A 13,301-nucleotide genomic window follows, 5' to 3' on the forward strand; every position below is an offset into this window, starting at 1 on the left:
CCTTCAGAACGTGAGGGTGACGGTCTTGGGCGCGCCCCGCCCGACGAGGGCGGAGAGCTGGTGGATGCGGATGGCGAGCGTGTTGCCCGGCCCAAGCGGCGCGCCCCAGTCAGCGATCTGGTCGGCGGCCGCGTAGATCGCGCTCGTCGAAGTCGCGCTCAACACCCGCTTCACGGTCGCACCTCCGAGGATCTCGACCTCATAGGCTTCGAGCTCTTCTCCGAGCGGCACCTCAACCGCGCCCCAGCTGTCGGCCGCGAGCGCGCGGGTCCTGCGCGTCCAGCGGATGGTCAGATCGCCGGGGCTGCGCGGCGTGCGCCATGGCTGCTCGACATGAGCGACCGAGAACGGCCGCAGTCCCACGCCCTTGGGCGCGAAGGGCTGCGCGACGTAGGTCTCGTCGCTGACGGGGCGGCTCGCCGGGCCAATGCGCCAGTTCCACGGGATACCGAGATCGGCCTCAGCGATCGGCAGCGATGCGAGGCTGTCGTCGAGTACCACGACGCGGGCGCCAGCAGGCGCATGATTGCCCATCGTACTCTCGGTCCCGCGCTGGCCACGCAGGAGCCGGGTGAGCCGGTACCGGCCCGGCGCCAGCAGCTCGGCCGCACCCGCCTGCACGATTTCCCAGACGCCGGGCGCGCTCTCGATGGCCAGCGCGTTCGCCCCGCCGAACAGGGTCAGGTCCGTGACGCTTTCCAGCGTGCCGGTCAGCAGATCGACCACCAGCGCATTGCCGAGATCGAAGCGCGACGTCGGCCCCGCGAAGAAGTCGGAGACCAGCGCCCCGATCCGGGCGCGGCTGCCAAGCGTCGTCAGCAGCTCGAAGCCATCGGTCGAAGGGCTGCGGAACACCGCCATCTCGCCGGGCCAGGGAACCGCGTGCGCGGCTACCAGCGGCCGATGCGCGGGCTGATCTTCGGTCAGCTGCGGCAGGTCCATCAGCACGGCATCCGGCGCGCCGAACACGACGGCCCGCGTCAGCGACGCCGCGCGGGGATCGCCGGGCGGCAGATCGTAGGTCGCGCGGTCCTGGCGGACCGCCTCAATGCCGCGCGCCTCGGCGTCGGCGATGGCGACGAGTCGCAGATCGTCCAGTCGCCCGTCATGGGCGAGCCGGATCGCGTCGGCCGGATCGAGCGCGAGGCGCGAGGGCGGCAATCGGAACGCCGCCGTCTCGCGCCCCACCCACGCCTCCATCAGCGCGCGGCGGCAGCGCCGCTCGGCCTCCTCGGGCGGCACCGCCATCGGGAAGGACTCGGAGGCGATGCGCGTCGTGTCCACGGTGATGCGCCGCGCCTCGACGAGGGCCGCATCGTAATCCTCGTCGGCGCGGGCGACTTGCCACTTCAGTGCCTGCGGCAGTTCGGTTTCTTGGCCGCGCGTCAGCTCCAGCACATCGCCCTCGCGGGCGGCCACCAGGTCGTCGGGCGCGAGGGTGGCGACGGAGGCTCGGCCGCGCATCACGAAGCGGATCACGCCCTCGGTCTCCACCGCGTCGAAGCCGAAGTGACGCGACAGCGTGGTGATCGAGGCGCGCGGGCTTTCCAGCGCGGTGATGGCGTAGCCCTCGACCGCGCCCCAAAGCCCGGTGACGTCGATCCGGGACTCTTGCAGCCCGGCGCGTAGGCAGAGGTGGCGGACGAGCGCCGCGAGCGACACCGCGCCGAGACGGCCCGTCAGCCAGTGACCCAGCCGCCAGTTCGCCCCGTCCGTCCAGACGTCGGTCAGCGCCGGGAAGAACGGATAGGGCCGCGCGTCCCAGGTCCAGGCGGCGCATTCCGGCACATGCACCATGCGTGCGCCATAGACCGATGACACCGGGTTGTTCGCAGCCTCGCCCCACCAGAGGTACGTCGCCTCGAGATAGGCGCGCTGGATGGCGTCATCGCGCCAGCCCCGCGAGAAATGCGGCGTGAAGCTCTCGGACGATTTCGGGTCGAAGAAGACGTTGGGCTGGTTGGTGCCCCGGTCGATGGCCGGGCAGCCGAGTTCGGTGAACCAGATCGGCTTGGACTGCGGCGCCCATGCCGTCGCCGCTGCGCTCTCGACCCCGCCCGAGCGGTCGTAGTGCGGGTTCGACCACCAGGCGCGCAGATCCTTGTAGCGGAACACCCACGGCTTGGCCGCCGCACCGTCTGTGATCGGCGTGCGGACCTGCGCCAAGCGATCCGCCGCGCTGGCATAGAACCAGTCGAAGCCTTCCCCGCCCGCGATGTTGCCCTGCAGGTAGGCCCGGTCGTAGATCGCGGGCCAGCCCTCCTGTGCATCGGCATGCTCGAAGCCGTCCCGCCAGTCGGATAGCGTCATGTAGTTGTCGATGCCGACGAAATCGATCTCGGGATCGGCCCAGAGGGGGTCGAGGTGGAAGAACACGTCACCGCTGCCGTCGCCCGGCTGGTGCCCGAAATACTCCGACCAGTCCGCCGCATATCCGATCTTCGTCCCCGACCCGAGGATCGAGCGGACATCCGCAAGGAGGTCCCGATAGGCCTGCACCGCCGGATAGGTGCTGTCGCCCGAGCGGATGGTGGTCAGCCCCGGCATCTCGGTGCCGATCAGGAAGGCGTCGACCCCGCCCGCCGCGGCACAGAGATGGGCGTAGTGCAGCACCATGCGCCGCAGGCCCCAGTCGCCGGGCGTGCCGGTCCACGAAACCGACTGACCCGAGACGCTGAAGCTCGCGGGCGTGGCCGCGCCGAACAGCGCCGCGACCTGCGCGGCCGCCGTAGCGGTCTTGTCCACGGTCCCGGCGAAACCGGCGGCCGGGGAATAGGTGATCCTGCCCCGCCAGGGGAACGCGGGCTGGCCGGTCTCGGCGGCGTTGTCGGAATAGGGGTTCGGCAGCGCGTTGTCGGGCGGCACGTCCATCAGGATGAACGGGTAGAAGGTGACGCGCAGCCCGCGCGCCTTCATCTCCTGGATCGCCTGCACCACGGCGAAGTCAGACGGCGTGCCGCCATAGACCGGGCGATCCTCTGCATCCCGGCTGACGAGGAAGGCGCTGGCGCGGCTGACGCCATTGACCGACCAGGTGGCGGGCGTGGTCGATTTGGCCGACACCTCGACTCCCGGCCGCACCTTGCAGGACCCTGCGCGCAGATCGTCGCCGAACCAGGCGACGACGAGACTGACGCTCTCGACTGCCGGCGCCATCGCCTGCAGCCGGTCCAGCGCCTCCACCATGTCGGTGGAGTCGGCCAGCGCGTTCAGGTTCTCTGCCTGCGTCGCGCCGCCATCGGTCTTGCGGATCGCCTGCGTGGCATAGGTGAATTCGCCCGAGGCCGGGATCATGGTGACCGCGCGGGTCAGCCCTTCGGCGGTGTCGGGATCGGCGAGCGGGCGGAACACCTCGAAGGAGAGCTGCGGCAGGCGGCTGCCAAAGGTCGAGAGCGCCAGTTCCTCGAAGACGACATACGCCGTGCCGCGATAGGCGGGCGTGCTGGCCGCGCCCATCTTCGCGGCGATGAACGGATCAGCGATCTGGGTTTCGTCGCCGGGATACCAGCGCCAGGTGACGCCGGAGAGGTCCATCGGCTTGCCGTCGGCCCAGATGCGGCCGATGCCGGTGATCGGACCTTCGCAGAGCGCCACGGCGAAACTTGCGTAGTACAGATACTCGGTGGTCTTGACCTTGCCGCCCCCGCCGCCCTTGCCGCCGCCCTGCGTGGTGGTCTTCGTCTCCTCTCGGAAATCGGTCGCCCAGATGATGTTGCCGCCCATCCGCATCCGACCATAGAGCCGCGGGATCACCGCGCCCTCGGTGGCCGAGGTGATGCGCAAGGTGTCGAGCCGCGCGCCCTCGATGCGCTGGGTGGGCGCCAGCGACGAGATGATCCAGCTGTCGACGACCGACCCGATGGTGGAGCCGATGAAGCCGCCGATCGTCGCGGCGCTGACACCGAGGATCGCGCCGCCGATGCTGCCGCCAATGGCGGCGCCGGCGGCACCGAGAACAAGCGTTGCCATGTCGGGGTCTCAGCGTTGCGGGAAGAGGAAGGCGAAGGCGATGCGCCGCCGCCAGGCATTGGTGAGCGGTTCCTCGATCACGCCGAGCCGCTCATAGGCGTGGAGGAAGGTGGCAGGACCGGTGAGGATCCCGACATGCTTGGCGATGGCGCGGGGCCTCATGCAGAAGAGGACCAGCGCGCCGGGACCGGCCTCGGCAGGCGACACCTCGATCATCATGCGCCGCGCGCCTTCGGCCAGAACCTCGCGCGGGCCGGTCTCGCCCCAGTCGCGGCTGTAAGGCAGAATCGGGAACGGCTCCGGCCCCACCACGTCGCGCCAGACCCCCCGCGCGAGCCCGAGGCAATCGCAACCGACGCCGCGCAGGCTGGCCTGGTCGTGGTACGGCGTGCCGAGCCAGGAGCGTGCGACGGCGACGACACGCGCGGGGTCGGCCGATGCGAGAGGTTGCGTCACAGCACGCCTCCCTCGTGGCCGCCATCCTTGGTGGCGTAGCGCAGCACGGCATCCTGGCCGGGGATGTGCGGGAACCCCCGGAAGTTGGCCGTGTTGGCGAACCTGGCGCCGCAGGTCTCGATCCGCTTATCGCAGCCCGCACGGATGGTGAAGGCATTGCCCTCGGAGATCTCGCGCACCGGCGCCTCGAGAAGGGTCAGCACGGCGATGCCGTCCGTCACATCATGGCCGAGAACCTCGGCCCGACGCCCCGCGTTGGAGCCACTGGTCCATTCGATGGTCCCGAAGGTGAACCAGCCGGAGGCGAAGCCGCCGAGGCCCGAAGCGGTGAAGGCGCGGTCGCGTAGAAGGTCGATCACGACGCTCGTGCCCTTGAACGCCGGGTTCTCCAGATCGACGCCGCAGCGCGCATCGCCGAGCGCGGCATCGCAGGTCGCCTGGAACGTCCGCCCGATCGTCTGGCCAAGCACATGCGCGAGCGAGCGGACTTCGGCGACGAAGGCCAGCCGCCCGCGCCGGATCTGGCCGATGGCCCCGCGCCGCATCAGCACGCGCTGGTTCGTGTCGGCCCAGTTCACCCGCCAGACTTCGACCTCGGCGTTATCCCAGCGGCCGTCGAGGATGTCGGTCTCGGTAATCCGGTCCGAGGTCAGCACGCCCTCGGCGTCCTGCGCATCGACCGAGAGGTCCGAGCCGGAACGGACCTCGGAGGCCGTCAGCCCGCTCTCGGGCTCGAAATCCGTCCCCTCGAAGCTGAGCGTCCGATCGTGGTCGGTGAAGCCGAAACTCGTGCCGTCGGCGCGCACGATCCGCCAGCACCAGGCGAGCGTCGTCGTTCCCTCGTCGAGATGGGCCTGCAGGTCGGGGTCGAGGGACTTCATCGGCGCAGTTCCAGAAGCGGGATGGAGGTGATCGAGCCGAGCCGCTCGAGGTCGAGCGTCACGTCGAGCGCGTCGGTGTCGAAACGGACCGGCACGTCGAACTCGAAGCCCGCGGTGATGGCGGCGCCAGCGCCCGGCGCGGTGCTGAAGGTGACGACGCCGGTGGCGGTGTCGACCGACCAGCCGGAAGGCTGCTCGACCCCGCCGAGCGCGATGCGCGCGGTTCCGGTCACCGGCTTCGCGACGGCGCGCGTCCAGGATTGCGCACCCGAGGCGTAGCGCTTGACCAGCTGGAAGGCGGTCGTCGCGCCGTCGCCCGTGCCGATAGACTGATCGGTGGGCGACGGCGTGCCCGAAGGCAGGCAGGACTTGTGGTCACCCCAGTCCTTGAACCGGAAGCCATGCAGGCGGCCATTGCGCGCCTCGAAGAAGGCGACGACGGCGGCCAGATCGTCGGCGCGGCGGATGCCATAGGCGACATCGTAGCGGCGGCGCGAATTGGCCCAGCTGGCGTTGCGCTCCTCGTCGCCCGAGGCGAGCTCGACGATCTGCGTGCGCCGCTCCGGTCCGCCCCGCGCACCTCGGCTGATGTTGTCGGGAAACCGGACCTCGTGAAACGCCATCACATGCCCCTCCGACCGAGCGACACGGCGCGGGCGATATCCGCGGCGACCTGCGTTCGCGATTGCCGGAAGCTCTCGGCGTCGCGGGCCATGATGGTCACGTTGACCCCGCCGCCCGCGCCGTAGCTCTGTGCCTCCCGCCGCGACAGCACGCGTTCCCCGCGCTGCAGGATCGCGGGCACCTCGTCGTGACGAAGCCCGGCCATGCCGCCACCATGCATCCGCGGCGCGGCGGCGAAGGCCATGGCCGGGACCATCCGCGAGGGTCCAGCCGATCCGACCATCCCGCCCGCATGCAGGACGTTGGCGAAGATGCCGCCCACCCCGGAGAAGACGCCGGAGAGCGCATTGGCGATCGGCCCGAGGATGAACCGCCGCGCCGCCAGTTGGGCGAGATCGGCCAGCAGCGACGTCACCAGATCGCGGAAGTCGAGCTTGCCGGTCTTCACGAACTGGCCCACCGCGTTCTCGGCCGACTGGAAGGCGCCGACGAGGCTCTGGCCGATGTCGCCACCGATCTCGCGGGCCTTGCTGGCGTAGTCGGAGAGCGCGGCGGTGACCGCCCGCCAGCCGGTGACGGCCGCATCGGTCGCGGGCTCCGCTACCGCAGCAGCAGCTCCGGCCGCCACACCTGCATCTGTTGCGGCGCGCCCGGCGTCGCCGAGGGACGTCTCCAGGCGCTCCGCCGCAGCGGTGGTCTCGGCCAGTGCGTCGGCGCCGTCCTCGTCGGTGCCGCGTACGGCATCGCGCAGCGCCTGCCAGCTTTCGAGGGGCGCACGGGCCCCCTCCGCCAGGTCGCGCGCCGCGCCGCGGTAAAGGTTGGCGGACTCGAGCGCCCTGTTCGCCGCCTCGGTCAGACCGAGATCGGGCGCGGAGAGCGGATTGTCCTCGAAGGCCCGATCGAAGGCCGCCTGAGCTGCCGTGGTTGCGGCAGTCGCCGCTCCCTCGAAGCGGTTCTCGATCTCGCCGAGGTCGAGGTCCGGAACCAGCGATATGCGCCGCTCCGACCCGAGCGCTTCGAGCCCCTGGTTGATGCCGCCGATAAAGCCGTTGATCCGCGAGACCACCCCGTTCAGCATCGCCTCGACGCCATCGACCAGGCTGTTGGCCGCCTGGAACGCGAGATCGCCGATGGCGGCGGGCAGCAGGCCCCAGATCGCCTTGATCGCCTCGTAGGCGCCTTCGAAGGTGTTCGCGGCCGTGTTGCCGAAGCCCACCACGCTCTCGATGGCGCTCTGCATGCCCGATGCGGCATCCGCCTTCAGGTCGAAGAACATCGCCGTGGCGGCCGCGCCCGCCGCCGCCGCGCCCATACTGATGCGTTCCCAGACCTCGACCGCGAGGTCCTTCAGGAGCGACATCGCTTCTCCGAAACCGCCGGCGCCGGAGACGAGCCGGGTGAACTGGTAGACGAGCTCGCCCGCGCCGACGATCAGCGCGCCGATGCCGGTGCGGATCAGCGCCCCGCGCAGGACAACGAGCGCCGTGGCGAGGCCCCGGACCGAGAGCGCCGCAGCCGCCATGCCGGCGACCCAACGTCCCGCGAGGAACGCCGCGAAGGTGGCGGCATAGGTGGTCAGGCGGCCGATGTTGTCCAAGAGACCGCGGATCGCGATGCCGAGCGGCCCGGTGCGGCTGGCCACCGCCGCCATGGCATCGGCGACGGCTTCCAGCGCAGGTGCCGCTGCGACCGCCAACTGGTTCGAGAGCCCGCGCCAGACCAACCCGAGCCGCGAGATGGCGTCGTTCGTCCGCTCGATCTGGTCGGCGTCCTGCTCGGAGACGACAACCCCGAAGGCGAGGACGTCCTCTGTCGCCTGGCGCAGCGTCGCGGTGTCGATCCGGCTCATCGCGATGGAGCCTTCCTCGCCGAAGAGCTGGCCCGCGACCGCCGCGCGCTCGGCGGCAGGCACGAAGCTCTCGATCGCCGCGTTGATCGCGCCCACGCGCTGGTCCAGCGGCAAGGCGATCAGCTCATTTGCTGAAAGCCCCAGCCGGTCGAGCGCGTCGGCAGCAGGGCCGGTCCCGGCGGCCGCCTGACTGAGACGGCGCGTCAGATCCTTGGTGGCCTGCTCGATGCCGGACATGGAGACGCCCGCCAGATCGCCCGCGCGCTCCAGCGTCTGGATCGAGGCGACGGTGGTGCCGAGCGACTGCGCCAGCTTCGCCTGCGCATCGACCGTCTGCAGGCTGGACCGGATCATCGCCACGCCAGCAGCGGCTGCGGCGGCCACGGCAGCGGCAGCCGCGACCCGCACCCGCCGCGAGAAGGCCGCGAGCCGGGCGTTCGCGGCTTCCATCTCCCGGCTCAGCCGTCCGAAGCCGCGCGACCCGGCCTCGCCCACGCCTTCGAGTTCGGCGCGCACCTGCCGTCCGCCCACGGCCGCGAGGCGGACGCTGACCCTCTTCTCAGCCATGGGAATGATCCATCTTTTCGTTGAGCTTGGCCACCATCACCGCTTCGATGACGGGCAAGAGTTCACCCGCAGCAGCGGGCGGGACGCCGAGCGCATTTCCCAGAGCGAGGGCCGCGGACAGGTCCCAGCCGACCACCGCGCCGGGCAGCACGCGCAACTGACCGCCGAGGCGGCCGACGAGATCCCAGACCTGCCAGCCCTCATGGGTAAGCGGCCGGTTCAGGCGCGTCGGGCAGTCTTCGCACGCTTGCGCGCAGGCTTCGCAGTAGCGCTCGCCCCCGCCGAAGGACCACTCGGCGAGAGCGCGGAGGCGTTTTTTTCCTGTTCCAGCAGCAGGCCTTTGGACACGTAGGTCAATTGGAAGGCCTCGAAGATCGGCCAGACGTCGAGCAGCGTGTCGATGGCCTCGGGGGTGGGATCGATCGGGTTGCCGTCGGCATCGCCGATGCCCTCCCAGCCGAGCACAGCCCGTCGCGCCAGCGCCTTGGCGAAGGCGACGGCGCGCTCCTCGTCGGAAGCCTCCTCGGGCACCGCCTCGACGGCGGGGTCGCTGCGCGTCGCGACCATCAGGGCGGTCGTCAGCGGGCGCAGTTGCACCCGGACGCCGGGGGCGAGGTCATGCCAGCGCGGCGCGTTGGTCAGGTCGAGCGTCAGCATCAATACGTCTCCACGTCATTCACGAGGGTGGCGGTGCACATCCGGCCGACGACGCTGTCGCGCGCGGCCTGCCAGTCGAATGTCGCCTGGACGCCCTGCGGCCCGGAAATCTCGATCCGTGGACGCGGCAGGTAGACGGCGTGCACGGTGAAGGAGAAGCTTTCGCCTGAAGGCAGGACGTAGGCGAATTCCATCTCGCAGGCCTCGCCGTTGATCGCCTGCGTCACCAGCGTCTGGTCGGCGAAGCGCACCTCGATCCGGCCCGTCAGCGCGGCAATGGATGGATCCGCGCCATCGATGCGGCCGTCCGAGCGGATGGTCTCGATCCGGTCGAGGTTGTTGGCGTAGGTGATCTCGGCCGAGACCACATTGCCGAGGGCGGTGCCGTTCCGGGTGATCGCCCCGTTGAAATGGCCGAAGCGCTTCAACTCCAGTGCGGCGGGCGTTCCGGCACTGGTCGTGGTGCCGACCGTCTCGCCCTGCGCCACCAGCCGCGCGGTCGCGGTGAGCAGGCCCGAGCGCTGCATCTGCCAGGTGATCTGGTCGAGCACGCAGCCCGAGTACATCGCATAGCGGGGCACCTCGGGCATGCCGGTCTCGATCGACATCGAGGGCAACGTCCAGGACCCCGACTGAAATTCGTGGCTGTACGGGGCCTCCGCGCCCGTGGTCGTGGGCGCGCCGAAGGCTGCCTTCAGCCAGAAGCCGAACGCCTCGGCGTCCAGCGGCACGACGACGTCGCCGTCGGCCGTCACGGCGTCCTTGATCGGCGCTAGCGGATCGCGGCCGTAGCCGAGAAGCTCCGAATTCAGCAGCGGCTGCTCCGCGCCGAGCGACGTGCTGGCGAAGGGCATGCGGGTGAAGCCGCTGACGGGCGGCGTTCCATAGGTCGTCTCGAACGCAAGCGCCATCAGCGCTCGCGCCCCTTGGGCTCGTGCCATGTTCGTCTCCTGTGGTCGGTTGGGTCAGGCCAGCGGGTCGGCCGTGGAATAGTGCAGCACGACCGGGATAACGGCGGCCTTCAGACTCGCCGCGCCCTCGACCGGCAGATCGACCGGGCGCGGGGCTTCGGCCTCGACCCAGTCGCAGAACCCGCCCAGCGTCCGGTCGGCGGCGAGCGCTGCGCCGATGCTGGCGGTCAGCGTGTCAAAGGCGGCGTCGCGATCGGCACCCTGAACGACCGCCTCGATCTCGGCTCGGTGCTGGTAGTGATAGCGCAGCGGCGACAGCGTGACTTCGGGCGCACCTGGTTCGCCATCGCGCAGGATCATCAGGCCCTCGACCGGCATGCGCTCGGGCAGCACGTCCCCGCGCAGAGCGGTGGCGGGCAGCGCCGAGAGCCGCGCGTGCAGCGCGACGAGGATGGTTTCGCGAGGTGTCATGGGTCGGCCGAGTTGGAAATCGCGTCGAGCACCGGACAATCGGGGACTTCGGCGCCCGAACACCTGGATGCAGTTGTAGCGAGGACGGATTCGATACGCCGAAGATCCGCGATCCTCGCGCGGACATCGGCAAGGTGCCGCTCCGTCCGTTCCTTGACCTCGGCGCAGGTCGGCGCGGCGCCGTCGCCGAGCCCCATCAGCCCGCGGATGTCCTCCATCGAGAACCCGAGTTCGCGGGCGCGCAGGATGAAGCGGAGGCGTGTGGCGTGTGCGGCGGAATAGACCCGGTAGCCGGCGTCCGTGCGGGGCGGGTCGGGCAGCAGGCCGGTCTTCTCGTAATAGCGGATCGTCTCGATGTTGCAGCCGGTCGCCCGGGCCAGGTCGCCGCGTGTGAAGCCGCTCTCGCGCTCGTGATCGGTCATGGGCAAGTTTCCTCTTGAGCCTGTAGTTGCTACAGACCCTACACCCATCGTCAATCACAGACGAGAGGTGCGCGACATGGCGCTGACAGACGACAGAACGGACAGCACGGGCGCGGATCGCCCCGCCCGAAAGGGCTGGCTCGCGGCGGGCGGTGTGGTGGGCGCCTTTCTCGCCTCGGCCTGCTGCATCGGGCCGCTGGTGCTTCTGACTCTCGGCATCTCGGGCGCCTGGATCGGCAACCTGACGGCTCTGGAGCCTTACAAGCCGATCTTCGCCGTGATCGCGCTCGGCTTCATCGCGGCGGGTTTCTGGCAGGTCTATTTCCGCAAGCCAACCGTCTGCGAACCCGGTTCCTACTGCGCAAGGCCAGCATCGGCGCGCATCACCAAGTCGGCTCTCTGGGCCTCCCTGATCCTCGTTCTCGCAGCCCTCACCATCGACTGGTGGGCCCCGCTTCTCTACTGACCCCGAAAGGACATCCACATGAAGAAGATCCTTGCACTCGCCTTGTTCGGCCTGACCGCCGTTGTGCCGATCACCGCCATCCCTGTTGCCGCGCAGACCGTCGCCGCCGAGCAGACCGTCACCTTCGCGGTGGACAACATGACCTGCGCGCTCTGCCCAGTCACCGTGAAGCGTGCGATGGAGGGCGTCGCGGGCGTGCGCGCCGTCGAGATCGACTTCGATGCCCGCACCGCCACGGTGATCTTCGACACCGCCGCGACGAGCGCCGACGCCATCGCGACCGCGTCGGCCAATGCAGGCTACCCGGCGCGTGTCGCGGGCTGACGAGATGACCGAGCAGTCCGACCGCAAGCTGATCGCGACAGGGATCGTCGGCACCGTCATCGCGGCGCTCTGCTGCTTCACTCCGGTGCTGGTGGTGCTTCTGGGTGCCGTGGGCCTGTCGGCCTGGCTGGGTTGGCTCGACTACGTTCTGCTGCCCGCGCTCGCCTTTTTCGTCGCGCTGACCGTGTACGCGGTCTGGAGACGGCAGCGGCGCCAGACCACTCGAACGGATGGATGACTTGATGAAAGACGATTGCTGCGCGCCCAAGGGCGATTTCGACCTTGCCGTGATCGGCGCCGGATCGGCCGGGTTCTCGGCCGCGATCACCGCCGCCGAGGGAGGCAAGCGCGTCGCGCTGATCGGCCATGGCACCATCGGCGGGACCTGCGTGAACGTGGGCTGTGTGCCCTCCAAGACGATGATCCGGGCCGCGGAAGCCCTGCACGGTGCGCAGACAGCACATCGGTTCCCGGGCCTGAACAGCGAGGCGCAGGTCGCCGACTGGTCGGCGCTGATTGCGGCCAAGGACGATCTTGTCGCGACACTGCGCCAGAAGAAGTACGCCGATCTGCTGCCGGGCTACGGCGGTGTGACCTATCTCGACGAGGGTCCGGCGCGTCTCGTCCTCGGCGGGGTCGAGGTCGGCGGGCGCAGGATCACGGCTCCCAAGGTGATCGTCGCGACCGGTGGCCGACCCGCCGTGCCCGACATCCCTGGGATCCAGGACGCACCAACGCTCGACAGCACGTCGCTGCTGGAGCTGGACCGGTTGCCCGAAAGCCTGATCTTCCTCGGCGGCGGCTACATCGGCGTGGAGCTGGCGCAGATGATGGCGCGGATGGGCACCCGCGTCACCATTGTCTGCCGCTCGCGCCTGCTGCCGCGCACAGAGCCGGAGGTGTCCCGGGCGCTGACGGAGACGCTGCGCGCCGAGGGCGTCGCGGTTGTCGATGGCGCGACCTACGACGCCGCACGGCGCGACGGGGTCCGTGCGGTCCTGACGGTGACGGTGGACGGCGCAGACCGCGATCTGACGGCCGACCGCCTCGTCCTGACGACGGGACGCGCAGCCAACACCGAGGGGCTGGGCCTCGCGGAGATGGGCGTCGAGACCGACGCGCGTGGCGCGATCCGGGTGGGCGACGACATGCAGACCACGAAGGCCGGCATCTTCGCGGCGGGCGATGTGACCGACCGCGACCAGTTCGTCTACATGGCCGCCTATGGCGCCAAGCTCGCGTCCCGCAACGCCGTTCTGGGCGGGGCGGAGCGCTACGACAACGCCGCGATGCCGTGGGTGGTGTTCACCGATCCGCAGGTCGCCGGCGTCGGGCTGACCGAGGCGCAGGCGCGCGCCGCGGGTCATGACGTCAAAACCAGTGTGCTGACGCTCGACAACGTGCCCCGCGCGCTCGCCGCCCGCGACACGCGCGGCCTGATCAAGCTCGTCGCGGACCGGGCGACCGACCGCCTCCTGGGCGGCGTGATCATGGCGCCGGAGGGAGCCGACAGTGTCCAGACGCTCGCCATGGCGCTCAAGTTCGGCATGACGACAAAGGCGCTCGGCGAGACGATCTTCCCCTATCTGACCACGGTAGAGGGGCTGAAGCTCGCCGCGCAGACCTTCGACAAGGATGTCGCGAAGCTGTCGTGCTGCGCGGGGTAACCCGAGCCGTCGGTTTCGTGGCTGCCGAGCAAGATTG

General features: G+C 70.0%; 14 protein-coding genes. 4 read left to right on the forward strand and 10 right to left on the reverse strand.

From position 1 onward, the window contains the following. Positions 1-3: 3 nt before the first annotated feature. The 10 genes from FHD68_RS00580 to FHD68_RS00620 all read right to left on the reverse strand — a co-directional run bounded on the left by FHD68_RS00580 (position 4) and on the right by FHD68_RS00620 (position 10,807). Entirely contained in the window at positions 4-3,969 is a 3,966-nt protein-coding gene (locus FHD68_RS00580) for a baseplate multidomain protein megatron (protein WP_139084969.1), read from the reverse strand. 9 nt (positions 3,970-3,978) lie between these two features. Further along, entirely contained in the window at positions 3,979-4,425 is a 447-nt protein-coding gene (locus FHD68_RS00585) for an NlpC/P60 family protein (protein ID WP_093359544.1), read from the reverse strand. Beyond that, on the reverse strand, positions 4,422-5,306 hold the full coding sequence (locus FHD68_RS00590) for a DUF2163 domain-containing protein (protein WP_093359545.1): 885 nt from the start codon (positions 5,304-5,306) through the stop codon (positions 4,422-4,424). Before FHD68_RS00590 ends, FHD68_RS00585 begins: the two co-directional genes overlap by 4 nt. Continuing rightward, positions 5,303-5,929 carry a DUF2460 domain-containing protein gene (locus FHD68_RS00595; protein ID WP_083548837.1) on the reverse strand — a complete coding sequence of 209 codons (627 nt, stop codon included), beginning with the start codon at positions 5,927-5,929 and terminating at the stop codon, positions 5,303-5,305. The genes FHD68_RS00590 and FHD68_RS00595 overlap by 4 nt, the downstream gene beginning before the upstream one ends. Then, positions 5,929-8,346, reverse strand: coding sequence for a phage tail tape measure C-terminal domain-containing protein (locus FHD68_RS00600; RefSeq protein WP_127898519.1), 2,418 nt, complete (start codon positions 8,344-8,346; stop codon positions 5,929-5,931). Before FHD68_RS00600 ends, FHD68_RS00595 begins: the two co-directional genes overlap by 1 nt. Continuing rightward, entirely contained in the window at positions 8,339-8,497 is a 159-nt protein-coding gene (locus FHD68_RS18855) for a DUF7697 family protein (protein ID WP_419181863.1), read from the reverse strand. Before FHD68_RS18855 ends, FHD68_RS00600 begins: the two co-directional genes overlap by 8 nt. A gap of 68 nt (positions 8,498-8,565) precedes the next feature. Next, entirely contained in the window at positions 8,566-9,003 is a 438-nt protein-coding gene (locus FHD68_RS00605) for a hypothetical protein (protein ID WP_127898518.1), read from the reverse strand. Continuing rightward, the gene (locus FHD68_RS00610; RefSeq protein ID WP_083548834.1) at positions 9,003-9,944 is read right to left on the reverse strand and encodes a phage tail tube protein; all 942 of its coding nucleotides are present in this window, start codon (positions 9,942-9,944) and stop codon (positions 9,003-9,005) included. Before FHD68_RS00610 ends, FHD68_RS00605 begins: the two co-directional genes overlap by 1 nt. A gap of 24 nt (positions 9,945-9,968) precedes the next feature. Then, on the reverse strand, positions 9,969-10,385 hold the full coding sequence (locus FHD68_RS00615; RefSeq protein ID WP_083548833.1) for an acyl-CoA transferase: 417 nt from the start codon (positions 10,383-10,385) through the stop codon (positions 9,969-9,971). Next, positions 10,382-10,807: a MerR family transcriptional regulator gene (locus FHD68_RS00620; protein ID WP_062563550.1), complete on the reverse strand. Its 426-nt coding sequence runs from the start codon at positions 10,805-10,807 to the stop codon at positions 10,382-10,384. Before FHD68_RS00620 ends, FHD68_RS00615 begins: the two co-directional genes overlap by 4 nt. A 76-nt stretch (positions 10,808-10,883) precedes the next feature. Here FHD68_RS00620 and FHD68_RS00625 point away from each other — a divergent pair, with 76 nt between their 5' ends. From FHD68_RS00625 to merA, 4 genes are read left to right on the forward strand one after another with little or no spacing between them, the layout of a single operon-like run. Then, entirely contained in the window at positions 10,884-11,273 is a 390-nt protein-coding gene (locus tag FHD68_RS00625) for a mercuric transporter MerT family protein (protein WP_062563549.1), read from the forward strand. An 18-nt stretch (positions 11,274-11,291) separates the two neighbouring features. Then, positions 11,292-11,597 (forward strand): heavy-metal-associated domain-containing protein, encoded by a 306-nt coding sequence (locus tag FHD68_RS00630; RefSeq protein WP_062563548.1) that lies wholly within the window; start codon positions 11,292-11,294, stop codon positions 11,595-11,597. A gap of 4 nt (positions 11,598-11,601) precedes the next feature. Then, positions 11,602-11,835: a mercury resistance system transport protein MerF gene (merF, locus tag FHD68_RS00635; protein ID WP_123644184.1), complete on the forward strand. Its 234-nt coding sequence runs from the start codon at positions 11,602-11,604 to the stop codon at positions 11,833-11,835. A gap of 4 nt (positions 11,836-11,839) precedes the next feature. Further along, complete coding sequence (gene merA, locus FHD68_RS00640; protein WP_244297718.1) at positions 11,840-13,264, forward strand: mercury(II) reductase; 1,425 nt, start codon at positions 11,840-11,842, stop codon at positions 13,262-13,264. Positions 13,265-13,301 lie beyond the last annotated feature (37 nt).

It is taken from the genome of Paracoccus marcusii (genome assembly GCF_006151785.1).
GTDB lineage: Bacteria > Pseudomonadota > Alphaproteobacteria > Rhodobacterales > Rhodobacteraceae > Paracoccus > Paracoccus marcusii.